Annotated in this window: 24 protein-coding genes; 11 read left to right on the top strand and 13 right to left on the bottom strand. The window is 72.1% G+C overall.

Annotated features, from left to right (window positions below; all coding sequences use genetic code 11):
* Positions 1–30: 30 nt before the first annotated feature.
* Positions 31–219 carry a DUF6243 family protein gene (locus ACZ5DS_RS02865; protein WP_468233261.1) on the bottom strand — a complete coding sequence of 63 codons (189 nt, stop codon included), beginning with the start codon at positions 217–219 and terminating at the stop codon, positions 31–33.
* A gap of 119 nt (positions 220–338) precedes the next feature.
* Here ACZ5DS_RS02865 and ACZ5DS_RS02860 point away from each other — a divergent pair, with 119 nt between their 5' ends.
* Together ACZ5DS_RS02860 and ACZ5DS_RS02855 are read left to right on the top strand one after the other, a co-directional pair.
* Entirely contained in the window at positions 339–962 is a 624-nt protein-coding gene (locus tag ACZ5DS_RS02860) for a TetR/AcrR family transcriptional regulator (RefSeq protein ID WP_468233259.1), read from the top strand.
* Positions 963–1,090: 128 nt separating this feature from the next.
* Positions 1,091–1,825 (top strand): bifunctional DNA primase/polymerase, encoded by a 735-nt coding sequence (locus ACZ5DS_RS02855; protein ID WP_468233257.1) that lies wholly within the window; start codon positions 1,091–1,093, stop codon positions 1,823–1,825.
* A 19-nt stretch (positions 1,826–1,844) separates the two neighbouring features.
* On the opposite strand, the gene ACZ5DS_RS02850 is transcribed toward ACZ5DS_RS02855, so the two are convergent.
* The 7 genes from ACZ5DS_RS02850 to ACZ5DS_RS02820 all read right to left on the bottom strand — a co-directional run bounded on the left by ACZ5DS_RS02850 (position 1,845) and on the right by ACZ5DS_RS02820 (position 9,370).
* The gene (locus ACZ5DS_RS02850; protein ID WP_468233255.1) at positions 1,845–2,837 is read right to left on the bottom strand and encodes an SCO2278 family lipoprotein; all 993 of its coding nucleotides are present in this window, start codon (positions 2,835–2,837) and stop codon (positions 1,845–1,847) included.
* Positions 2,797–3,669 (bottom strand): iron uptake transporter permease EfeU, encoded by an 873-nt coding sequence (gene efeU / locus ACZ5DS_RS02845; RefSeq protein WP_468233253.1) that lies wholly within the window; start codon positions 3,667–3,669, stop codon positions 2,797–2,799. The genes ACZ5DS_RS02850 and efeU overlap by 41 nt, the downstream gene beginning before the upstream one ends.
* Before the next feature lie 3 nt (positions 3,670–3,672).
* On the bottom strand, positions 3,673–4,932 hold the full coding sequence (efeB, locus tag ACZ5DS_RS02840; RefSeq protein WP_468233251.1) for an iron uptake transporter deferrochelatase/peroxidase subunit: 1,260 nt from the start codon (positions 4,930–4,932) through the stop codon (positions 3,673–3,675).
* 15 nt (positions 4,933–4,947) lie between these two features.
* Positions 4,948–6,096 (bottom strand): iron uptake system protein EfeO, encoded by a 1,149-nt coding sequence (gene efeO, locus ACZ5DS_RS02835; RefSeq protein WP_468233249.1) that lies wholly within the window; start codon positions 6,094–6,096, stop codon positions 4,948–4,950.
* Between the two features lie 162 nt (positions 6,097–6,258).
* Entirely contained in the window at positions 6,259–7,077 is an 819-nt protein-coding gene (locus ACZ5DS_RS02830; RefSeq protein ID WP_468233247.1) for a heme ABC transporter ATP-binding protein, read from the bottom strand.
* 206 nt (positions 7,078–7,283) lie between these two features.
* Entirely contained in the window at positions 7,284–8,366 is a 1,083-nt protein-coding gene (locus ACZ5DS_RS02825) for a FecCD family ABC transporter permease (protein ID WP_468233246.1), read from the bottom strand.
* On the bottom strand, positions 8,363–9,370 hold the full coding sequence (locus ACZ5DS_RS02820; protein ID WP_468233244.1) for a heme/hemin ABC transporter substrate-binding protein: 1,008 nt from the start codon (positions 9,368–9,370) through the stop codon (positions 8,363–8,365). The genes ACZ5DS_RS02825 and ACZ5DS_RS02820 overlap by 4 nt, the downstream gene beginning before the upstream one ends.
* Before the next feature lie 114 nt (positions 9,371–9,484).
* Here ACZ5DS_RS02820 and ACZ5DS_RS02815 point away from each other — a divergent pair, with 114 nt between their 5' ends.
* The 4 genes from ACZ5DS_RS02815 (at position 9,485) to ACZ5DS_RS02800 (ending at position 13,935) form a co-directional block, all read left to right on the top strand.
* Positions 9,485–10,879, top strand: a complete 1,395-nt coding sequence (locus ACZ5DS_RS02815; protein WP_468233242.1) for an HtaA domain-containing protein — start codon at positions 9,485–9,487, stop codon at positions 10,877–10,879.
* 63 nt (positions 10,880–10,942) lie between these two features.
* Positions 10,943–12,367, top strand: coding sequence for an HtaA domain-containing protein (locus ACZ5DS_RS02810; RefSeq protein ID WP_468233240.1), 1,425 nt, complete (start codon positions 10,943–10,945; stop codon positions 12,365–12,367).
* A 43-nt stretch (positions 12,368–12,410) separates the two neighbouring features.
* On the top strand, positions 12,411–13,298 hold the full coding sequence (locus ACZ5DS_RS02805) for a hypothetical protein (protein WP_468233238.1): 888 nt from the start codon (positions 12,411–12,413) through the stop codon (positions 13,296–13,298).
* Positions 13,291–13,935, top strand: coding sequence for a PhzF family phenazine biosynthesis protein (locus ACZ5DS_RS02800; protein ID WP_468233236.1), 645 nt, complete (start codon positions 13,291–13,293; stop codon positions 13,933–13,935). The genes ACZ5DS_RS02805 and ACZ5DS_RS02800 overlap by 8 nt, the downstream gene beginning before the upstream one ends.
* Positions 13,936–13,949: 14 nt before the next feature.
* On the opposite strand, the gene ACZ5DS_RS02795 is transcribed toward ACZ5DS_RS02800, so the two are convergent.
* Positions 13,950–14,597 carry a biliverdin-producing heme oxygenase gene (locus ACZ5DS_RS02795; protein WP_468233234.1) on the bottom strand — a complete coding sequence of 216 codons (648 nt, stop codon included), beginning with the start codon at positions 14,595–14,597 and terminating at the stop codon, positions 13,950–13,952.
* A gap of 148 nt (positions 14,598–14,745) precedes the next feature.
* A complete protein-coding gene (map, locus tag ACZ5DS_RS02790; RefSeq protein WP_468233233.1) occupies positions 14,746–15,603 on the bottom strand; it encodes a type I methionyl aminopeptidase in 858 nt (285 codons plus the stop codon).
* A gap of 58 nt (positions 15,604–15,661) precedes the next feature.
* On the opposite strand from map, the gene ACZ5DS_RS02785 reads away from it, so the two are divergent.
* Positions 15,662–15,901: a hypothetical protein gene (locus ACZ5DS_RS02785; RefSeq protein ID WP_468233231.1), complete on the top strand. Its 240-nt coding sequence runs from the start codon at positions 15,662–15,664 to the stop codon at positions 15,899–15,901.
* Here ACZ5DS_RS02785 and ACZ5DS_RS02780 read toward each other — a convergent pair whose 3' ends face one another.
* Positions 15,902–17,179: an MFS transporter gene (locus ACZ5DS_RS02780; RefSeq protein ID WP_468233229.1), complete on the bottom strand. Its 1,278-nt coding sequence runs from the start codon at positions 17,177–17,179 to the stop codon at positions 15,902–15,904. It lies immediately after the preceding gene.
* Positions 17,180–17,251: 72 nt separating this feature from the next.
* Positions 17,252–17,854 carry a hypothetical protein gene (locus ACZ5DS_RS02775; RefSeq protein WP_468233227.1) on the bottom strand — a complete coding sequence of 201 codons (603 nt, stop codon included), beginning with the start codon at positions 17,852–17,854 and terminating at the stop codon, positions 17,252–17,254.
* A gap of 111 nt (positions 17,855–17,965) precedes the next feature.
* Between ACZ5DS_RS02775 and ACZ5DS_RS02770 the strand changes: the two genes are divergently transcribed.
* Genes ACZ5DS_RS02770 through ACZ5DS_RS02760 form a run of 3 tightly spaced genes read left to right on the top strand, consistent with a single transcriptional unit; the run spans position 17,966 to position 20,064 of the window.
* The gene (locus tag ACZ5DS_RS02770; RefSeq protein ID WP_468233225.1) at positions 17,966–19,039 is read left to right on the top strand and encodes a sialidase family protein; all 1,074 of its coding nucleotides are present in this window, start codon (positions 17,966–17,968) and stop codon (positions 19,037–19,039) included.
* Between the two features lie 37 nt (positions 19,040–19,076).
* Positions 19,077–19,790, top strand: coding sequence for an NADPH-dependent F420 reductase (gene npdG, locus ACZ5DS_RS02765; protein WP_468233223.1), 714 nt, complete (start codon positions 19,077–19,079; stop codon positions 19,788–19,790).
* 4 nt (positions 19,791–19,794) lie between these two features.
* Positions 19,795–20,064: a hypothetical protein gene (locus ACZ5DS_RS02760; protein ID WP_468233221.1), complete on the top strand. Its 270-nt coding sequence runs from the start codon at positions 19,795–19,797 to the stop codon at positions 20,062–20,064.
* Here ACZ5DS_RS02760 and ACZ5DS_RS02755 read toward each other — a convergent pair.
* Positions 20,054–20,854 (bottom strand): site-2 protease family protein, encoded by an 801-nt coding sequence (locus ACZ5DS_RS02755; protein WP_468233220.1) that lies wholly within the window; start codon positions 20,852–20,854, stop codon positions 20,054–20,056. The genes ACZ5DS_RS02760 and ACZ5DS_RS02755 overlap by 11 nt on opposite strands.
* Before the next feature lie 105 nt (positions 20,855–20,959).
* Between ACZ5DS_RS02755 and ACZ5DS_RS02750 the strand changes: the two genes are divergently transcribed.
* Positions 20,960–21,466 (top strand): DUF6578 domain-containing protein, encoded by a 507-nt coding sequence (locus tag ACZ5DS_RS02750; RefSeq protein WP_468233218.1) that lies wholly within the window; start codon positions 20,960–20,962, stop codon positions 21,464–21,466.
* The last annotated feature ends 84 nt before the right edge of the window (positions 21,467–21,550 follow it).

The following is a 21,550-nucleotide window of genomic DNA, read 5'->3' as shown; positions in this document are numbered from 1 at the left end:
CCCGCGGGGGCGGACGAGGCGAGGCGCGCGCTATGCCCCGCCGGCCTCTCCCTCTTGCCGTTTCGTCTGCAGCTTGCGCAGCAGCTCCCGTTTCTGCGCCTGCGCGTTGGCGCCGCCGCCGATCCGGCCGCCGGCGTTGCCGCCGCGCAGCGCCTTGCGGCCGAGGTTCCGGCGCGTGCCGCCGACTCCGAGCATGTTCCCGTTTCCGCCACGGCTCATGGGGGCTCCTTCCGTCGGGGGCGTATCACCCACGTCATAGACGAGACGTTTCGTCTCGTCTGTTACTTCCCCCAGCGTTCGCGAGACGATCCGTCTTGTCAACCTGATAAGTTCGAGCCATGGCTGCCACGAAGCCCACCCCCGACGCCACCCGCCGCAGCGAGAAGTCCCGCCGCGCGATCTACGCCGCCGCCCTGGACCTCGTCGGCGAGATCGGCTACGCCAAGACCACCATCGAGGGCATCGCCGCCCGCGCCGGCGTCGGCAAGCAGACGATCTACCGCTGGTGGCCGTCGAAGGCCGACGTCCTGATGGAGGCCTTCCTCGACCTCGGCGAGCAGGCCTCCGAACAGGCCGGTGCCGCCGGCGGCGAGTACGCCGTCCCGGACACGGGGGACCTCGCCGCCGACCTCAAGCTCGTCCTGCGCGCCACCGTCGACGAACTGCTCGACCCCCGCTTCGAGGTCCCCGCCCGCGCCCTGGCCGCCGAGGGCGTGGTCAACGAGCCGCTCGGCCGGGAGTTCGTGACCAAGCTCCTCGAACCCTCGCTCCAGCTCTACGTCCAGCGGCTGCGCGCCGCACAGGACGCCGGTGACGTACGTGAGGACATCGATCCCCGTATCGCCCTGGAACTCTTCGTCTCACCCCTGGCCCAGCGCTGGCTGCAGCGCACCGGCCCGATCTCCCACGACTACACGGACACCCTGGTCGACTACGCCCTGCACGGCCTCGCTCCCCGCTGACGCGCTGTGAGGCACATCTCCTCCCGTTCCTCCGGATCCCCGCTCCGACCCCCCGAAGCATCGGAAGATGGGACGATAAGGCATGCTGTCCGCACACCAGCGAGGCGACCACGAGTCTGAGGGGCCAGATGAGCGCGACGTTCGGCGGCCGGACGGGCCGACAGGGCAAACTCTCCCAGTGGCTGCTCGGACGCCGCCCGAAGGAGACAGCCGCCGACGACGGCGGCCGTGAGGCCCTGCTGCTCGCCGTCGCCGAAGCGGGGCTGCCCCTCGCACCCGCCGCGTACCCCGCCCCCGGCTACCGCTGTTCCTGCGACCGCGTCGGCTGTCCCACCCCGGCCCGGCACCCGGTGTCGTTCGCCTGGCAGACCCAGTCCACGACGGACCGCGCGCAGATCGAGCGCTGGGCCCGGCACCAGCCGCAGGCCAACTTCATCACCGCCACCGGCATGGTGCACGACGTCCTGGACGTCCCCCTGGAGGCGGGCCGGGAGGCACTGGACCGGCTGCTCGGTACCGGTGTGGAGGTCGGTCCGGTCGCCGAGAGCGACGACGGCCGCATGCTGTTCTTCACCCTCACCCGGGGCACCCCCGAGGACGAGGACGAGTGGTGGCCCTGCGAGCTGGACTGCCGCCCCGAGACCATGGACGAACACCCGGGGCTGCGCTGGCACTGCCGCGGCTCGTACGTCCTCGTACCGCCCGCCCGGCTGCCCGGCGACGACCAGGAGGTGCGCTGGGTCCGCGGCCCCGAGCATCCGCTGCCCGACCCGCTGAGCCTGCTGGAGGCGCTCACGGACGCCTGCGCCCGCCACGCCGACACGGAGGGCCACGCGGACGCCACCTGGCCCCTGCGGCACTGAGGCCTATGGGCGGGGCCTTCTACTCGCCCTGTGCGGCCGTCAGTCCCTGGACGCGCCCCAGGACCGACACCCGGCCGCTGCCCACCGGGTCGAGGGCGGCCTCGTTGGAGATGAACTCCAGGGTGAGCGACTGCTTGATCTCGCCCTTGGTCAGGGCCTGCACGTCCTTGTTCGGAGTCGGCACGGAGGTGCCCGGGGCGGCGGTCTGCTTCTCGTAGTGGCGCGTGGTGAAGAACACCAGCGCCCTGCCGTCGGCCGTGCGCAGCGCGAGCGGTGCGTAGTCGCCGTGGGTCAGCGGCTCGTCGATGTACTGCCGGACCAGACCCGGCTTCTTCGCCCGCTTCTGGCGGTCCGTGCGCGCGCCGCTGGTGTTGCGCCCGTCCGCGAAGGTCGTGCCGCCGTTCTGGAGGTAGTCCACGTAGTCCTTGCTCAGGTCGGCGGGCGGCACGGCCAGTTGCGTGGAATCGGCGGGCACGGCCTCGCCCCAGCCGTCCGCGTCCTTCTTGAACTCCGGTACGTCACCGGGCGCGAGCAGGGTCAGATACGCCACCTGCCAGGGCTCGCCGAGGTCGCCCCGGGTGAACACCAGCAGCCAGCGGAAGGTGCCGCCCTTGTTGCCCTTGGCGTCCGCGACGAACCAGCGGGGCCAGCCGGCCTTCTTCGGGATCGTGATCCTGGCGTCCGTCAGCTTCAGCGGCGTGTGGTTCGGGTTGCCCGACGGGCTGTTGGCGTGCCCGGCCTTGAGCCGGGCGCCGTCGATGTCGGCGAGGGCGCCGGTGACGTGGTCCTCGTCCAGGGATCTGTCGTAGGCCTGGTCGGCCTTGTTGTACGCGTCCGTGAACTGCGTGAGCGCCTTGGCGGCCTCGGCGCGGGTGGCGGCGGGGAGCACCTCGCGCTCCCCGTGCACCACCACGCATCCGCTCGCCGTCAGTGCCATGGCGGTCAGTGAGACCGCCATGAGCGCGTTCCGGTCACGCCTGCGGAGCCTTCGACGGCTGCGTTCCCTGGTCATGAGGTGCCTTCACCTTCCCCTTCCCGGAGGCGAACCCTACCGGGGCGAGGAAGATCGCGAGTGTCGGGATCAGGTACAGAGCCCACACCGTGACCTGGAGGACCGTCGGATCGGGCTGGAAGTTGAACACGCCCTTCAGCAGCGTGCCGTACCAGCTGTCCGGCGGGATCGTGCCGGAGATGTCGAACGCCCTGTCCGACAGGCCCGGCAGCCAGTCGGCCTCCTGCAGGTCGTGGAAGCCGTACGCCAGCACACCCGCCGCGACGACGACCAGCATGCCGCCGGTCCAGGTGAAGAACTTCGCCAGGTTGATGCGCAGGGCACCGCGGTAGAACAGCCAGCCGAGGAGCACCGCGGTGGCCAGGCCCAGCCCCGCGCCGATGAGCGGGCGCGGGGTGCCGTCGCCTGCCGCGTGCACGGACGTCCACACGAACAGCGACGTCTCCAGGCCCTCCCGGCCGACCGCGAGGAAGGCCGTGGCGACCAGCGCGCCCGTGCCCATCCGCAGCGCGGCGTCGAGCTTGCCGTGCAGTTCGGCCTTGAGGTGCCGGGCGGTGCGCCGCATCCAGAACACCATCCACGTCACCAGGCCGACCGCGATGATCGACAGGGAGCCGCCGAGCGCCTCCGACGCCTCGAACGTCAGCTCCTGGGAGCCGAATTCGAGGGCGCAGCCGAAGCCGAGGGCGAGGGCGACCGCGACGCCGATGCCGATCCAGACCGGCTTCAAGGCGTCCTTGCGCTCGGTCTTCACCAGGTAGGCGATGAGGATGCAGACGACGAGCGACGCCTCCAGGCCCTCGCGCAGGCCGATCAGGTAGTTGGAGAACACGGACTACGCCTCCTCGGAGAACAGCGTGCGGCCCCACCAGTCGTGCTTGTCCCGGACGCCGGGCGGCACGGCGAAGACCGCCGAACCCACGTGCTGGATGTACTCGTTGAGCGCGTCGGTGGCCAGGTTGCGCTGGATCTGGATGAAGCCCTTGCGCACGTCCCGCTGGTAGGCGAGGAAGAACAGGCCCGCCTCCAGGCGGCCCAGGCCGTCGGTGCCGTCGGTGAAGGAGTAGCCGCGGCGCAGGATCGTCGCACCGTGGTTGGCGTGCGGGTGCGCGAGGCGCACGTGCGCGTCGGGCTTCATCGCCTTCAGGAACGGTTCGTCGCGCTCCTTGGCCTTGCCGACCGGGGCGCCCTCGCCCTTGTCGCGGCCGATGACGTCCTCCTGCTCCTGCAGGGAGGTGCGGTCCCAGGTCTCGATGTGCATCCGGATGCGACGGGCGACCAGGTACGAGCCGCCGGTCATCCAGTCGGCACCGTCCTTCTCGTCCACCCACACGAACTTCTTCAGCCGGTCCGTCTCCGTGCCGGCGATGTTGCGGGTGCCGTCCTTGAAGCCCATGAGGTTGCGCGGGGTCTGCGCCTCCGGGGTCGTGGACGACGTCTTGCCGAAGCCGAGCTGCGACCAGCGGATGACGACCTTGCCGAAGCCGATGCGGGCGAGGTTGCGGATGGCGTGCACGGCGACCTGCGGGTCGTCGGCGCAGGCCTGGATGCACAGGTCGCCGCCGCTGCGGTTCTTGTCCAGGTTGTCACCGGGGAACTGCGGCAGGTCGACCAGCGCCTCGGGACGCCGGCCCTTCAGGCCGAACTTCTCGAACAGGCCGGGCCCGAAGCCGATCGTCAGCGTCAGCCGGGACGGCTTGAGCCCCACCGCCTCGCCGGTGTCCTCCGGCGGCGCCTCGGCCAGCCCGCCGAACGCGCCCTCGCCGACCGCCCTGCCGGCGGTCATCCGGCGCGCGGCCTCGGTCCAGTCCTTCAGCATCTGGACGAACTCGGCGCGGTCCTCGGTCTTCACGTCGAACGCGGCGAAGTGCAGCCGGTCCTGCACCGGCGTGGCGATGCCGGCCTGGTGGGCGCCGTGGAACGCCACGGCGGCGCCCACCTCCGCCGCCACCGGGTCCACGTCGTTGCCGGTCTTCGCCATCGCCACGGCACCGCCGGCAGCGGCGGCACCGAGCGCGAGCCCGGCCCCGCCCCAGCCGATCAGCGAGCGGCGGGAGGGAGAGGAAGAGGTGCTGCTGCTCTGAGTCTCGGTCATGGCCGTCGCCCCCCTTTACTTCACGACCGCGGCGGCGAGCTTGGACAGCGGCTCGGCGAGCGCGTTCACCGCGTCCGAGAGCTCCTTGCGGTCGTCCTTGCCGACCTTGTCGTACGAGGTGAAGTCGTACGTCTTCTTGTCCGTGCGGTACTTGTCGAGCAGGGTGTTCAGCGCGGCGAACTGCTTGTCGAGCTCGGTGGTCAGCGCCTTGTCGTTCTCCTGCGCGACCGGCTTGAGCAGCTCGTACGACTTCTGGGCGCCCTCGACGTTGGCCTTGAAGTCGACCAGGTCGGTGTGCGAGTAGCGCTCCTCCTCGCCGGTGACCTTGCCGGTGGCGACCTCGTCGAGCAGCTCCTTGGCGCCGTTGGCCATGGTGGTCGGATCGATCACGGCCTTGCCGACCCGGTTCTGCCAGTCCTTCAGGTCGGTGACCAGCTGGTCGGCGAGCTGCTTGTCGCGGTCGGTGAGCTTCTTGTCCTTCCAGAGCGAGCGCTCCAGACGGTGCCAGCCGGTCCAGTCCTTCTCCGGGTCCTGGCCGTCCACGAGCCCGTCCTCGCGGACGTCCACCTTCGGGTCGATGTCGCCGAAGGACTCGGCGACCGGCTCGGTGCGCTCCCAGCCGATGCGGGACGTGGCGTAGGCCTTCTTGGCCGCTTCCATGTCGCCTTCCTTGACGGCCTTGGCGAAGGCCTCGGCCAGCGGCAGCGTCTCGTCGGCCTGCGCCTGCGCGTAGGCGCGGTACTCGGCCACGGCCTTGTCCAGGCGCGGGTCGCGCTTGGCGGCGCTGCCGCCGGTGACCTTGAGGGTCTGGCGGATGCCGTCGCCCTTCATGCCCGGCTTGCAGGCGATCTGGTACTCGCCCGCCTTCACCTCGGCGGTGACCCGCTGCTTGGTGCCGGGGCCGATGTTCTCGCGCTCGGTGACGACCCGGTCGTCCGGGAAGAGGACGTAGACCTCGGTGGTCTTGGATCCCTTGTTCTCGATGGCGAGTTCGAGGTGCCCGGCGGACAGCTCCTTCTTGTCGATCTCGCACTTGTCGTCGGAGGCGGCCACGTTGATCACGCGGTCCCCGCCCTTGGCGTCGCTTTTCGCCGTGCAGGCCGTGAGGGCGGTCAGGGCCGCCGTGGCGACGGCGGCGGTGACGGTGAGTCGGGCGGCTCGCATGCAGGCTCCAAGCGGGGATGGTGTGGTGAGGCTGGCCTAACTTACATGAGGCTTACCTCACCCATACCCGGCCGGGTAGTGATTCAGCTCTCATGGAAATCTCACAGACACGGCTTGATCTCGCCGTCTCAAAACAGACCCCAAGGAATGGCAAAGGAGAGGTCAAGGGGTGCGGTGTGGGGTCACCAGGACCGCGCCCGTGCGGGGGTGCGGGAACACCTCGACCGGCTGGTCGTAGACGTCCGACAGCAGTCGTGCGGTGAAAACCTCGGCCGGCGGGCCTTCGGCCGCGACACGACCGGCGCACAGAATCGCGACCCGGTGCGCGTAGGCGGCCGCGAGCGCGAGGTCGTGCAACACCACGACCACCGCGTCACCGGCGTGCGCCCTTTCCCGGCACCCCCGCAGCACCGACTCCTGGTGCTTCAGGTCCAGTGCGGCCGTCGGCTCGTCCAGCAGGAGCAGGGGCGCACGTTGGGCGAGCACCCGGGCGAACGCGACCCGGGCCCGCTCGCCGCCGCTGAGCGCGGAGAACGGCCGCGCGGCGAAGGCGGTCACCTCGGTCGCGGCCATGGCCTCGGCCACGGCCCGGTTGTCCTCCTCGGGTGACGCCGCGTGCGGCGCACGGCCCATCCGCACGACCTCCTCCACCGTGAAGGGGAAGGCGAGGGCCGCCGACTGGGGGAGGACCGCCCGGCGCAGGGCGAGTTCGGCTGCGGACCACTGCGCGGCGGGGCGGCCGTGGATGCGTACGACCCCGGCGGCGGCCGGGAGGTCCGCGGCGAGGGCTCCCAACAGGGTGGACTTTCCGGCGCCGTTGGGACCCACGAGAGCGAGGAGTTCACCGGCGCGGACGGTGGCGTCGACGCCGTTGAGCACGGGGCGGTTGCCGAGGCGGACGTGGAGGCCCTCGGCGGTGGCGAGGACGTCACCGGGGGCCGCCGGAGACGGCGGGGCCGGGCGGGGGCGGAGGAGTTTCATGGGAGGGCTCTTCCGGTCATGGGGGCGGGGATGCTTCGGCACCGGGCGCCGTGGGGGCTGGGCGCGGTTGCGCGCGGCTGGGCGGCGGCAGCTGCCGGCCGCGGTGCGCGCGGGCGGCCGCGCCTCGCTCGCGCCTCGGCGCGGCATCGGGCGGCCCTGCGCGGCGTCCGCTCATTGCGGCGGCCGGGGAGCGCGGTTGCGGCGCATCACGCCCAACCCCCCTGCCTCCGCCGCGTTCTGCGCAGCAGCCAGAAGAAGAACGGGCTGCCCAGGAGGGCGGTCAGGACGCCCAGGGGCAGTTCGGCCGGGGCGGCCAAGGTGCGGGACGCGAGGTCGGCGGCCAGGAGGACCAGGGCGCCGAGCAGGGCGCTGCCGGGGACCAGGAAGCGGTGACCCGGCCCCGCCGCCATCCGCAGCAGGTGCGGGACGACGAGGCCGACGAAACCGATGATCCCGGAGACGCTCACGGCCGCCGCGGTCAGCAGCGCGATGACGAGCACCAGGGCCAGCCGCAGCCGCTCCACGTCCACGCCCAGGTGCCGCGCGGGCCGTTCGCCGAGCGCCAGCAGGTCGAGACGGCGGGCGTGGAGGGGCGCAAGGCCCAGTCCGAGCAGCGCACACGGCAGGACCGCCAGCACCTTCGGCCAGGTCGCCTGGGAGAGGGAGCCGAGCTGCCAGAAGGTGATCTGGTTGACCGCGGCGGTGTCCGCGAAGAAGAGGAACAGCCCGATCAGCGCCCCCGCGAAGGCGTTCACCGCGATCCCGGTGAGGATCAGCGTCACCACCTCGGTACGGCCGCCCGAGCGGGACATCGCGTAGACCAGCAGCACCGTGGCGAGACCGGCCGCGAAGGCGAGGGCGGGCACCGTCCAGGTGCCCAGGAAGTCCAGCCCGAACGCGATCGCACCGACCGCACCCACCGCGGCCCCGGAGGAGACGCCGATGACGCCCGGCTCGGCGAGCGGATTGCCGAACACGCCCTGCATCAGCGCCCCCGCGCAGCCCAGCGAGGCACCGACGAGCAGCGCCAGCACGATCCGCGGGAAGCGCACGTTCCACAGGACGGACTCGGGCACCCGGTCGAGCGCCGAACCGCCCAGGCGGGCCCGGTGCAGCACCGAGCCGAGCACGTCGGCCGTGGGGATCGGATAGGCGCCGAGCCCCGCGGCGACCGGGACCAGGACCAGGAGGGCGAGGGCGAGACCGGCGGCCAGCAGCCAGGCGGTGGTGTGTCTCCGGCGGGCCGGCCGCTTAAGAGCCCTTTCAACAGGCTTGTCGATTACGGTCACTTGGTCCCGCCCCGGTACAGCTGCTCCACCACCGACTTCAGCACCTGGTCGGTGCGCGGCCCGTAGGCGAGCAGCACGCCGTCCTCCACCGACACGACCCGGCGGTGCATCCCGGCCGGCGTCTGCGCGACGCCCGGGATGCGCACCAGACCGTCGATCCCGCCGACCGACTCCAGTCCCTTGGTCATCACCAGGATCGCGTCGGGCGCGGCCTTGGCGAGGGCCTCGGTGGTGAGGGCGGTGAAGTCCTTCGTCAAGCCCGACTCGGCCCCGGCGTCGACGGCGCCGGCGGCTTCGAGCAGGGAGGTCGCCCCCGAGCTCCGCCCGCCGATGAGATAGACGGACGCCGAGCCGCGCAGATAGAGGAAAGCGACCCGGGGCCGGTCTCCGTGCCGCGGAACCGTCTTCCGTACGGCGGCGATCCGCCGCTCGGTGCGCCGGGTCAGCTCGGTCCCGGCGGACGGGACGCCGAGCGCGTCGGCCACGGCCCGGATGCGCGGGCCCACGTCGGCCAGGCCGTGGGCCGCGTCGACGACCAGGACCGGGACCCCGGCCGCGCGGATCTGGGCCATGGCCTCCTGCGGGCCGGTCGTCGTCTCGGCGAGGACCAGGTCGGGATTCAGCGACAGCACGCTCTCGGCGGAGACGTCGTGGTTGCGGGTGACGACCGGCAGCTTCGCCGCCTGCCGGAAGGTGGCGGTGATGTCCCGGGCGACGACCCGGTCGCCCAGCCCGAGCGTGAACACGATCTCGCTGAGGCCGCCCGAGAGCGGGACGATCCTCCGCGCCGTGCGCACCGTCACTTTCTTGCCGTCGGCCGAGGAGACGGTGACGGGAAGGCGCGGCGCGGGGGAGTCCGTCAGGGGTTCGACGCGGTCGGCGGTGGCGGGGGCCGCCCTGGCCGCGGCGGCGGGTCCGGCCTTTCCGCCGCAGCCCGTCGCGGCCGCGGTGAGGGCTAGCACGCAGACAAGTGCTCCTGCCAGTCGTGTACGCAACCGTCCCACGCGCGTGTCCCGTTCCCTTCGGTCGTCTTCCGGAGCTGCTTCCGGATCTGCCGAATGGAGTTTAGGTTAGCCTTACCTAATTCCGCTACGGGTCATCGTTTCCGGAGGATCCCCATGCCCGCGCGCCTACGTGCCCTGGTCACCGTGGTGTGCACGGCCCTCCTGGGAGCCCTGCTGCTCCCGGCCGGCGCCGCGCACGCCGTGAGCCGCACCGTGCAGGGAGGACGTCTCGACTGGGGGGTGAAGTCGTCGTTCCAGAGCTATGTCACCGGGCCGATCGCAAAGGGAAGTTACTCCCTCACCGGTGGCGCCGCGACGGTGGGAAGCAGCCAATTCCGCTTTCCCTCGGCGACGGGCACGTACGACGCCGACACCGGCGCGTTCGCCGCGTCCTTCGCGGGCGGAGTGCACTTCGTCGGCCACAGGAAGGCCGACGGCACGCACCAGCTCGACCTCACCCTCGGCCGCCCGACCGTCCGCATCACCGGCGCCACCGGCACGCTCTCCGTGGACGTCACCAGCAGGGCGAAGGGCACCGGGACGGTCACGACGTCCGCGCAGGTGCCCTTCGCCTCCCTCTCCCTGGGCGGCATCGACATGAGGGGCGGCGGCGCGTCGGTCGTCCTGCGGAACGTGCCCGCCACGCTGACCGCACAGGGCGCCCAGTCCTTCGCCGGGTACTACACCGCAGGCACCGCCCTCGACCCGGTGAGCCTGGCGGTGGACGTCAAGTCCGCCACCGCTGCGTCCCGCACGCCCACGAAGTCCCCGGAGAGGAAGGGGACTTCGAGCGACGGAGCGATCGAGGACGGCGCCGTCGACTGGGGCGTCCGCCGGACCTTCCGGGAGTACGTCACCGGTGACCTCGCCCGCGGACGGTGGACGCTGACCGACGGCGCCCGGGACGGCGGGGCCCTCTTCCGCTTCCCGAAGGGCGAAGGCACCTACCGCAAGGGCGAGTTGACGGCCGCCTTCCGGGGCGCGGTCCGCTTCACCGGCGACCACGGCCTCGACCTGAGACTGAGCGGCGTGCGCACCGCCGTCCACGACGGCAGGGGCACGCTCTACGCCGATGTCGCGAGCGACGCCTTCACGGGCCGGAAAGTCCCGCTGGTGACCTTCGCCGCGCGCACCTTCACCGCGCACGACGGCCTCGCCCGGCTCACCGAGGCCCCCGCCCGGCTCACCATCCAGGGCGCGAAGGCCTTCGGCGGGATGTACCCGGCGGGCACGGAGATGGACCCGGTGTCCCTGGCCGTCACCCTCACCGACGGCGCCACGCTCCCCGCCCTGCCGGACCTGGGCAGTGCGGGGGACGCGACCGGGACACCCACACCGACCCCCGCCGCCCGGACCGCATCGACCGAACCGGTCGCGAGCAGCACGGGCGCCGACGACGGCACCCCCGTCCTGCCCGTCGCCCTCGCGGCAGCCTCCGTACTGCTGGCCGGCGCGGTCGTCGCGGCGACCGTCCGCAGGCGCCGTACCCGTCAGCCGTCCGACGCCTGACCCGCCTCACCGAGCCACCCCCGATCACGGACCCACCCCCGATCAAGGAGACGGAACGCCACCATGCCTGCCCCGACCCGCAGACACCTCGCCCTCGCCGCCGCCGTCGCGGTCACCCTGGGGGCCGGCGCCCTCACCGCGACCACGGCCGCGACCGCCTCGGCCGCCGAAGTCCCGCTCACCGGTTACGAGTTGACCTGGGGCATCAAGCAGTCGTACCGCTCGTACGTGACCGGCATGGCGGCCGGTACCTTCACCCCGGCGGACGGCGCCTCGCAGGCGGCGGGCAACGGCCCCTTCACCTTCGTCCAGGGCGCAGGTGCCTACGACTCCGCCACCCACACCGTGTCCCTCGCCTTCAAGGGCAGCCTGAAGATCGAGTCCAAGCTGCACGGCTTCGCCCTCACCCTGGCCGACCTGAAGTTCGACAGCAAGGACGCCGAGATCACCGCCGACGTGACCAGGAACGGCACGACGAAGGACGACGTGCCGCTCGCGAAGGTCACCGTGACCCGCGAGATGAAGGCCATGGCGACCACCCTGACCAAGGAGGCGGCGGACACGTTCGGCAGCGCGAGCTACGAGGGCGCGGCGGGCGATCCGCTGACGGTCGCACAGAAGACGACCCCGAAGCCCCCCAAGCCCCCGACGACGCCCTCCAAGCCCCCGACGCCCTCGAAGTCGCCCACCCCGACCAGGTCCGCTTCGGCGTCCCCGTCCAGGTCGGCCTCCGCCACCGGGCATCCGGCCACGAGCAAGGGCGACATAGCCGACGGTACGCTCGGCTGGGGCGTCAAGGACTCCTTCCGCACGTACGTCGTGGACGGCGCCGCCCAGGGGAGGATCACCACGTCGGGCGGGGCGACCCAGGCCTCCGGCAACGGCGCGTTCACCTTCCCCGACGCCACCGGAACCTACGACACCGACGCCGACACCCTCACGGCCGCCTTCGAGGGTGCGGTGAACTTCAAGGGCCATGAGAGCAACGGCAGTTACGGCCTCGATCTCACCCTCGGCGACATCCGGGCGACGATCGACGGCGGAACCGGCACCCTGACCGCAGACGTCACGAGCCTCGGCAAGAAGTCCGACGACGTGGTCCTGGCCGACCTGTCGGCCTCCTCGTCCGACCTCACGGCGAAGAACGACGTCATCACCCTGAACGACGTCACCGCCACCCTCACCGAGGCCGGCGCGAAGGCGTTCAGCGGCTACTACAAGGCGGGCACCGCACTCGACCCGCTCGATGTGTCGGTGGCCGTGACCGAGGGCGCCGAACTCCCGGCGGGCGGCAGCTCGGCAAAGCCTTCCAGCGGCGCAGGGAGCGGTGGCGTCACGGGTTCCACCACGGGCGGCGGTGTGACCGGCACCCTGGCCGCGACCGGCTCCGGCACACCGGCGGGCGCGCTGGGCGCGGCGGCCGCGGCGGCCGTGGCGGCGGGCGCGGGGGTGGTGGTCGCGGTGCGCAGGCGGCGTACACAGGCGTGATCCCGTTGCCGGGCGGGGGTGCGGCTCCCGGAGAATGTCCCGCATGACCAGCGCACCCAGGGAACTGCTCGGGCCGGACCGCCTGGTCCTGGACATCCGGGACCGCCCCGGTCCGGCCCGGCTGCGTTTCGAGCGGGCCGACGGTGGCCGGCTCCTGCTGCGGCAGGAGGAGCGGCCGCTGCTGCTCGGCCGGTCCGCGGGCGGTTCCTGCTGCTCCGAACTGTCTCTGCACCGCCTCGACGGCTACCGCTCACCGTTGCCGCCGTTGCGCGTGGCGATGCTGCGGTCCTCCGTCAACTGGGTGCACCAGTACGCGCGCTGGCTGGAGGAGGCGGGCGGGACCCCACTGCAGGACGGCCGCTGGGAGCTGGCCCTGCGTACCGGGTTCCCGCCCGGCATCTGGACCGAGGACTTCCTGCAGGGCTGGCCGGGCGGCCGCCTGGAGCTGTCCTGCAGCGGCGGCTGGCACGGTGTCGTACCGCTGCGTCCGCTCTCGCCGCCGGACGCCGGGCGGGTGAAGGCGTACCGCAAGCACGTCCGCGAGGGCACGGCCGCGCCGGTCCTGCTGTGGTGGGTGAGCTTCCTCGACGGCTGGCTGCTGCTCGACGGCCACGACCGGGCGGTGGCGGCGCTGGCGGAAGGGCGGACGCCCGAGTGCGTGGACCTGAGCCGGGCGCCCGACGGCGACAAGTGGCCGCAGGCCGTCGAAGGGATCACCAAGCGCCACGAGCAGCACATGGAGGGGCTTGCGGCACGTCCGCCCGGACCCGGCACCGCACGCATGCGAGCCGCCGCGGAGCGCGCCTACGGCGACATGATCGCCGGGCTGCCCTACGGCCTGGTGCCCACCGGCACCTCGCCCCTCCCCGGCGGCGCCCCCGCCTGGGACGCGCTCGCCGGTGCCGCGATGTTTCAATTCCCAAGTGACTGATTACGACGTGCTCCGTGTCTTCTGCGGACCGAACGGCGGCTACGGCAACGAACTCGGCGTCGTCCGCGACGGCTCGGTCCTGCCCGAGCGGAGCGACCGGCAGGCGCTGGCCGCGAAGCTCGGCTTCAGCGAGACCGTGTTCGTGGACGACCCCGAGCGCGGGGTCATCGACATCTACACCCCCACCCTGCGCCTGCCCTTCGCCGGTCACCCCTGCGTCGGCACGGCCTGGCTGCTGGACGTGCCCGAACTGGTCACGCCCGCCGGGGTGGTCGGGGCCCGGCTGGACGGCGAGTTCAGCTGGATCGAGGCCCGCGCGGAGTGGGCACCGCCGCGCACCCTGCGCCAGTACGCCTCCGCCGCCGAGGTCGACGCCCTCGACGTGCCGCCGCCGGGCGAGTGGATCTACGCCTGGGCGTGGGAGGACGAGGCGGCCGGCCGGATCCGTGCCCGCGCCTTCCCCGGCCGCGACGACGGCATCGACGAGGACGAGGCGACCGGCGCCGCGGCCCTGCTCCTCACCGACCGGCTGGGCCGCGCCCTGAACATCACGCAGGGCAAGGGCTCCCAGATCCTGACCGCGCCGCAGCCGCACGGGTGGGTGGAGGTCGGAGGGCGGGTCTTCCTGGAGCGGTAGAGCAACTCCCACGCTCAGGCCGACAGCGGGAACTCCTCGCCAAGGGCCCGAAAGACCCCGGTGTTCAACGCGAACGCGGCCTTGCACTCCGCCACGATCCGCTGCTTCTCCAGGTCGTCGGCGGCGACCCCGTCCAGCAGTTCCCGGTAACCCCGCTTGAACGCGGCGGGGTTGGGGATCTGCTCGAACACATAGAAGCGGACCCCGTCGCCCTTCTTGGCGAAGCCCCACGTCTTCTCCGCCTTGTCGCGGATGATCTGCCCGCCGGAGAGATCGCCGAGGTAACGGGTGTAGTGATGGGCGACGTACCCGCCCGGCCAGCGCTCGGCACACTCCCGCACCCGGTCCGCGTACGCCCGCGTCGCCGGGAGCGCGCTCAGTCCCGCTCGCCACGCCGGCCCCCGCAGATGGGCCAGGTCCCGCTCCAGCGCGGCCAGCCGGAACAACTCGGGGCGAATGAACGGCCCTGCCAGCGGATCCGACGCCAGTCGACCGGCCGTGCTCTCCAACGCCTCGTACACGAACCACAGTTGCTCGGTGTACCGGGCGAACGCGGCCACGCCCAGCCGGCCGCCGAGGAGGTCACTCATGAACGTCGAGGTCTCCGCCTCCACGTGCTGCTCGTGGGAAGCCGTGCGGATGAGGGTCGAGAAGGAGTCCATGGGCGCATCCTCTAAGGTAAGGCTTACCTAAGTCAATGCCTTGCCGACGCCCTGTCGGTAATCTTGCCGACAGTCTGTCGGTAAAAGCGTACAAGAGAAAGCCCGCCCCCGTCAGGGAGCGGGCTTGCCAGAAGTGGTCGGCGGCGGGTCAGGGCAGCGTCAGGATCTCCGCACCCGTGTCCGTCACCACCAGCGTGTGCTCGAACTGGGCCGTCCGCCTGCGGTCCTTGGTCACGACCGTCCAGCCGTCGTCCCACATGTCGTACTCGTACGTGCCCAGCGTCAGCATCGGCTCGATCGTGAAGGTCATGCCGGGCTGCATGACGGTCGTCGCGTGCGGGCTGTCGTAGTGCGGGATGATCAGGCCCGAGTGGAACGAGGTGCTGATGCCGTGCCCGGTGAAGTCCCGTACCACCCCGTAGCCGAAGCGCTTGGCGTACGACTCGATGACCCGGCCGATGATGTTGATCTGCCGGCCCGGCTTGACCGCCTTGATCGCCCGGTTGAGGGACTCCCGCGTCCGCTCCACCAGCAGCCGCGACTCCTCGTCCACGTCCCCGACCAGGTAGGTGGCGTTGTTGTCGCCGTGCACCCCGCCGATGTACGCCGTCACGTCCAGGTTGACGATGTCGCCGTCCCTCAGGACCGTCGAGTCCGGGATGCCGTGGCAGATGACCTCGTTGACGCTGGTGCACAGCGACTTCGGGAAGCCGCGGTAGCCGAGCGTGGACGGGTAGGCGCCGTGGTCGCACATGTAGTCGTGGGCGACCTTGTCCAGCTGGTCGGTGGTGACACCCGGCGCGATGATCTTCGCGGCCTCCTCCATCGCCTGCGCGGCGATGCGGCCGGCGACGCGCATCGCCTCGATCGTCTCCGGGGTCTGCACCTCCGGTCCGGTGTACGGCGCCGGCGCGGGCTTGCCGACGTACTCGGGGCGGCGGATGTTTCCGGGTACCGAACGGGTGGGAGAGAGCTCCCCTGGTACGAGCAGCGACTGGCCAGACATGCCAGCGAGTCTAACCAGCGAGCATGGGGGAACATGTCCGTGGCGAGAGGAGCTGTTCATGGCCCTGTTCAAGAAGCGCACCGTCGGCAAGCCGGGCGAGTGGTACTACTGCCTGGAGCACAAGAAGGTCGAGGAGGGCCCGGAGTGCCCGGGCAAGGACCGCTTCGGGCCGTACGCCAGCCCGCAGGAGGCGCAGCGCGCGATGGAGACCGCGGCCGAGCGCAACCTCGAGTGGGAGACCGATCCGCGCTGGCACGACACCTCCGCGACCGGTGAGGCCGACGCCGACCAGGACTGATCACACCTGCGTGGGTGCGGTGGCCGCGCGCTGCTCGCGCAGCCGCACCGCGTGCTCGTTGGTCCGGGCGTCGTAGCTCATCAGCCCCGGCAGGCACAGGGCCAGCAGCCCCATCGCGCCCGCGCACAGCAGTCCGCCCGACCACACGGACGCCCGTACGCCCGCCCACGCGGCGACCGACCCCGAGCGGACCTGGCCCAGCTGCGGACCCACCGAGTACGACAGCAGCTCGATGCCGGCGAGGCGGCCGCGCAGCTCGTCGGGGATCGTCTGGTTCCACATCGCGGCCCGGAAGACCCCGCTGACCATGTCGCAGCCGCCGGCGACGGTCAGGAGCAGCAGCACCAGCCACACGTTGCCGACGATCCCGGCGGCCGCCACCGCCAGGCCCCACAGCGCGGCCGACAGCACCACCATCCGCCCGTGCCGGTGCACCCGCGAGGTCCAGCCGCTGGTCACGCTGACCAGCAGCGCGCCCAGCGGGACGCTCGCGTACATCAGGCCGAGCGACCACTCGGCGTGCAGCTCGTCGGCGAGGAACGGCAGGACGGCCAGGGGCATGGCCAGGAACATCGCCGCGAGGTCGACCGCGTAGGTGCCGAGGAGTTCCTTGCGGCTCCAGGCGTAGCGGGCGCCCTCCGCGATGGCCCGCAGGTCCGGCTTCGCGGCCTCGTGGGAGGCGGGGGAGGGGACGATGCGGACGACGAACGCCAGCGACACGACGAAGGTCAGCAGGTCGGCGGCGTAGGCCCAGCCGAGGCCCGCGTAGGCGACGACCACACCCGCGAGCGCCGGGCCGGCCACCCCGCCGACGGTCCAGCGCAGCGAGTTCAGGGAGGCCGCGGCGGGCAGGTCGTCGTGGGCGACGATCCGGGGGAGCAGGGAGTCCAGGGCGGGTCGCTGTACCGAGACCAGGGCGGAGGAGAGGGCGGCGATGAGGTAGAGCGGCCATACGACGGGGTGCGGCAGCAGGGCGTTGAGCAGCAGGGCCGCGCTGAGCAGGCCCTGGCCGGCCTCCGTCCACACGATCAGCCGGCGCTTGTCGAGGGCGTCGGCGAGGGCGCCGCCGTACAGCCCGAAGACGATCAGCGGGAGCAGTTCTACGGCACCGATCGCGCCCACGGCTGCCGCCGAGCCGGTGAGGTCCTTCAGCTGGACCGGCAGCGCGACGAAGGTCAGAAAGCTGCCGAAGTTGCTGATCAGACCGGACGCCCACAGTTTCCGGAAGTCGGCGGAGGCCTTCCAGGGGGCGAGGTCGGGGAGGAGGGCTCGGGACACTGGGGCATGCTCTGCTCGCCGGAAGCCGCAGAGCAACTCCTTTTCGCAGCCACCGCCCGGGGCTCCGCCACGTCACCAGGGAGCAGCCGGCGGGGCCGTCAGGATTTCCGCCAGCCTCGACAAACGGTCACGGAAGCTCCGCCGGACCCTCGGAGAGACCCCGCCCCCGTTCTCGCCCGCCGCCGCACTCACCAGGTGCTGCACGCTGTCCAGGTCCAGCTCCGCCCCCTCGGGCACGGCCAGCGTCTCGTGGGCCATCGCCGCCAGCTCGCCCCCGCCCGCGCCCAGCGCCAGCACCGTCACCCCGGCCCGGCGCGCCGCGTGCACCCGCTCCAGCAGCTCCGCCGGCTCCTCGGGGGCGACCACCAGCAGCGTCTCGCCCCGCCGCGCCTCCTCGATCCGGCCAGGGCCGACGGCCAGGTGCGCGGGGTCGGAGGGACGCGCGTGGTGTCGTACGAGAGTCGGAGCCAGCTCCGGCGTACCCGACCAGGCCGCCTCGTCCACCAGGTGCGCGGCCAGATGCCAGGGCTCGTACGCGCGCGTGCCCGCCAGCAGCAGCCCGCCCCCGTGGGCCACCACGGAGCCCCGCAGCACCCCCGCGAACCGCCGGGTGGCCCCCAACCACTCGGTCCCGGCGAGCACTTCGCGCAGCAGCGCGACCCGTACGGCGTCCATACGACCGCATCCTGCCTCAATCGGTCACTCGTGACGCGGAGTTCACCCTGAATTCGCCCAACCTGGGGATGTTCACGGCCCGTCCGTTCTCCGTCTTCCAGGAGTTGGCCGATGACCGACGTGTCCGTCCCCTTCCGCGCGGGCCATGAGAGGTACGCCAGTTTCCGCATCCCGGCCGTGGTAGCCACCGGCAAGGGAACGCTGCTCGCCTTCTGCGAGGGCCGGGTCGACTCCGCCGCCGACCACGGGCACATCGACATCGTGCTGAAGCGGTCCACGGACGGCGGCCGCACCTGGGGCCCGCTGCAGGTCGCCGCGAGCAACGGGAGGAACCTCGCCGGCAACCCCGCCCCCGTCGTCCTCGACACCGGCCGGATCCTGCTCGTGCACGTCCGCGCCGCGGCCGGCGCCACCGAGGCCGGCATCCTGCGCGGCCAGGTCAAGGACGCCGACGGCCGCCGGGTGTGGGTGCAGCACAGCGACGACGACGGCGCGACCTGGTCCAAGCCGAGAGAGATCACCGCGCAGGTGAAGAAGCCCGGCTGGCGCTGGTACGCCACCACCCCCGGCCACGCCCTCCAGCTCGGCTCCGGCCGCGTGCTCGTCCCCGGCAACCACACCCTGCCGCCCACCGGCACCGACACCGGCGCCGAGGCCAGGTACAACAGCGGCCACTGCCTGCTCAGCGACGACCGCGGCGAGACCTGGTACCTCGGCTACCTGGACGAGAACACCGACGGCTACATCAATGTGAACGAGACCACCGCCGCCGAACTCCCGGACGGCCGCGTCTACTTCAACACCCGCAACGACTCGCCCTCGCCCGGCAACCGCGCCGACGCCCACTCCAAGGACGGCGGGAGGACGCTGGTCAAGCCCTTCCGTCCGCAGGCCGGGCTCACCGCCCCGATCTGCGAGGCCTCCGTCCTGCAGCTCCGCGATCCCGACCTGCTGCTCTTCTCCGCCCCGGCCGACCCCGCCGCCCGCGCCCTGATGACCATCCGCACCTCCGCCGACGGCGGCACCACCTGGCGCACCGCCCTCACCCTCGACGGGCTCCCCGCCGCCTACTCCGACCTGGTCCGCATCGACCGCGGCACGGTCGGACTCCTGTACGAGACGGGGGACTTCAGCGCCTACGAGACCGTCACGTTCCGGCGGCTGCCCGTGACGCGGCTCACCTGACCCGGTGCCGTCCCGCGCGCGGACGTAGAGTCGCCCCATGACCTCTACCGACAGCGCACAGACTCCCGCGAAGGCCCCCGCCAAGGACCCCTGGGACCTGCCCGACGTCTCCGGGCTGGTCGTCGGCGTGCTCGGCGGCACCGGCCCCCAGGGCAAGGGCCTCGCCTACCGGCTCGCCCGGTCCGGCCAGAAGGTGATCATCGGCTCGCGCGCCACCGAGCGCGCCCGGGCCGCCGCCGAGGAGCTGGGGTACGGCGTCGAGGGCGCCGACAACGCCGAGACCGCGCGCCGCAGCGACATCGTGATCGTCGCCGTACCGTGGGAGGGCCACGGCAAGACGCTGGAGTCCCTGCGCGAGGAGCTGGCCGGCAAGCTCGTCGTGGACTGCGTGAACCCGCTGGGCTTCGACAAGCAGGGCGCCTACGCGCTGAAGCCCGAGGAGGGCAGCGCCGCCCAGCAGGCCGCCGCCCTGCTGCCCGACTCCCGGGTCACCGCCGCCTTCCACCACCTGTCGGCCGTACTGCTCGAGGACCCGGAGATCGAGCAGATCGACACCGATGTGATGGTGCTCGGCGAGGCGCGCGCCGACGTGGAGATCGTCCAGGCGCTGGCCGGGCGCATCCCCGGCATGCGCGGCATCTTCGCGGGCCGGCTGCGCAACGCCCACCAGGTCGAGTCCCTGGTCGCGAACCTGATCTCCGTCAACCGCCGCTACAAGGCACACGCCGGGCTCCGCGTCACGGACGTCTGAGGGCATGGGGGACACTGGTCGTCGTAGCAGTGTCCCCCGCAAGGAGCCGACCCCCATGCCCCTCTTGCCCCCGCCCAGCCCGACCCGGCGACTCGCCCTCTACACCCTGATCGTCTGCCTCCTCGCAGTGGCCGCCGCGGTCGTCTCGTTCGTCCAGGGCAGCTGGCTGGGGATCGTCTGGGTGCTGCTGGCCGGCCTGTCGTCCAACATGACCTGGTACTACGTCAAGCGTGGCCGGGCCGCCGCGGGGCAGGGCAAGTCGGTCACGGGCTGATCGTGCAGATCTCCGGAGTGTCGCGCCAGAAGCGGTAGATCTCGTGGCCGCAGGCGCGGGAGAAGTCGTCGACGCCCAGGCCGCGCAGGATCGCGTCGATCGCGTCGAAGAACATGATGTTCACCGACGGCACCCACAGCAGCGCGAACACGAACAGCAGCCCGAACGGCGCGAACGGCTCCACCTGCCGCTTCACGCTGTACGACAGCCACGGCTCGATCACCCCGTACCCGTCCAGACCCGGCACCGGCAGGAAGTTCAGGATCGCCGCCGTCACCTGGAGCAGGGCGAGGAACGCCAGCGCGTACCGGAAGTCGCGGGGCACGCCGTCCAGGGCGTGCAGCCAGAAGGGCGCCGTGCACACCGCCGCGAACAGGACGTTCGTCAGCGGGCCCGCCGCCGAGATCAGGCTGTGCCGCCAGCGGCCCCGGATGCGGCTGCGCTCGATGAACACCGCGCCGCCCGGCAGACCGATCCCGCCCATGATCAGGAACACCACCGGCAGCACGATGCTCAGCAACGCGTGCGTGTACTTCAGCGGGTTCAGCGTGAGATAGCCCTTCGCGCCGACCGTGATGTCCCCGCTGTGCAGGGCGGTGCGCGCGTGCGCGTACTCGTGCAGGCACAGGGAGACGATCCAGGCCGCCGTCACGAACAGGAACACCGCGATGCCCGGCTGCGCGGCGAACCCGGTCCAGGTGGCCCAGCCCGTCACCGCCGTGACGGCCAGGATCCCGACGAACACGGGGCTGATCCGGCTCTCGCCGCGGCGGGTGGTGGCGGTCGTCATGAGCGGCTCCTGTGGGCGGGTACGGTCGGGAGGCCGACCGTACCGGCCGGGGACTCGCCAGGAAAACGTCTCGCGGTGGCCGTCCGGTTCCAGGAGGGTGGGGGAATGACGGTGATGAGGGTCTTCTACGAGGACTGGCAGATGGAGTGCTGCGGCAGGCCGTTCAGCGTGGGCCACGAAGTCGGCTGGCGGCTGGTCGCCGTCGACGGGGAGGAAGCCGGGAACGACCACTGGCACGGCGCCGAGGCATGGGTGGAGAACCACGGCGGCCCGAAGCACAGGACCGTCGGCCGCGTGCGCTCCATCGACCTGGTGCACCAGGAGTACGCCGCCCACCACGACCCGCGCGCCGCGGAACCCGCCGTACTCGCCGACCTGGAGCCCGGCACGGTGGTCTTCCGGTCGACCGGGCGCAGTCTGGAGCCGGTGCCCGGCGCACGGACCCTGGAGCCCGTCGACAGCTGCCCGAGGTGGTTCGGCGGCTTCGAGGAGGAGGAACAGCCACCGCGCGGGGTGCCCTACCGCGTCCGCCGCGCCGTCGGCGTCCTCGTCACCCTGGAAATCCCGGACGACCCCGGAGGTCCCGGGGGGGGGGCCGCCCGAACCCGGTGACCCGTACCGACCGCTCCGGAGAAAATGGACCCCGTGCGTTACCGCCTCCTCGGCCCCACCCCGGCACCCCGCCCCCACGGCACG

The sequence above is a fragment of the Streptomyces sp. NPDC031100 genome, from assembly GCF_055570785.1.
Note: the sequence above shows the minus strand (reverse complement) of the source record. Positions and strands in the feature narration are given on the sequence as shown.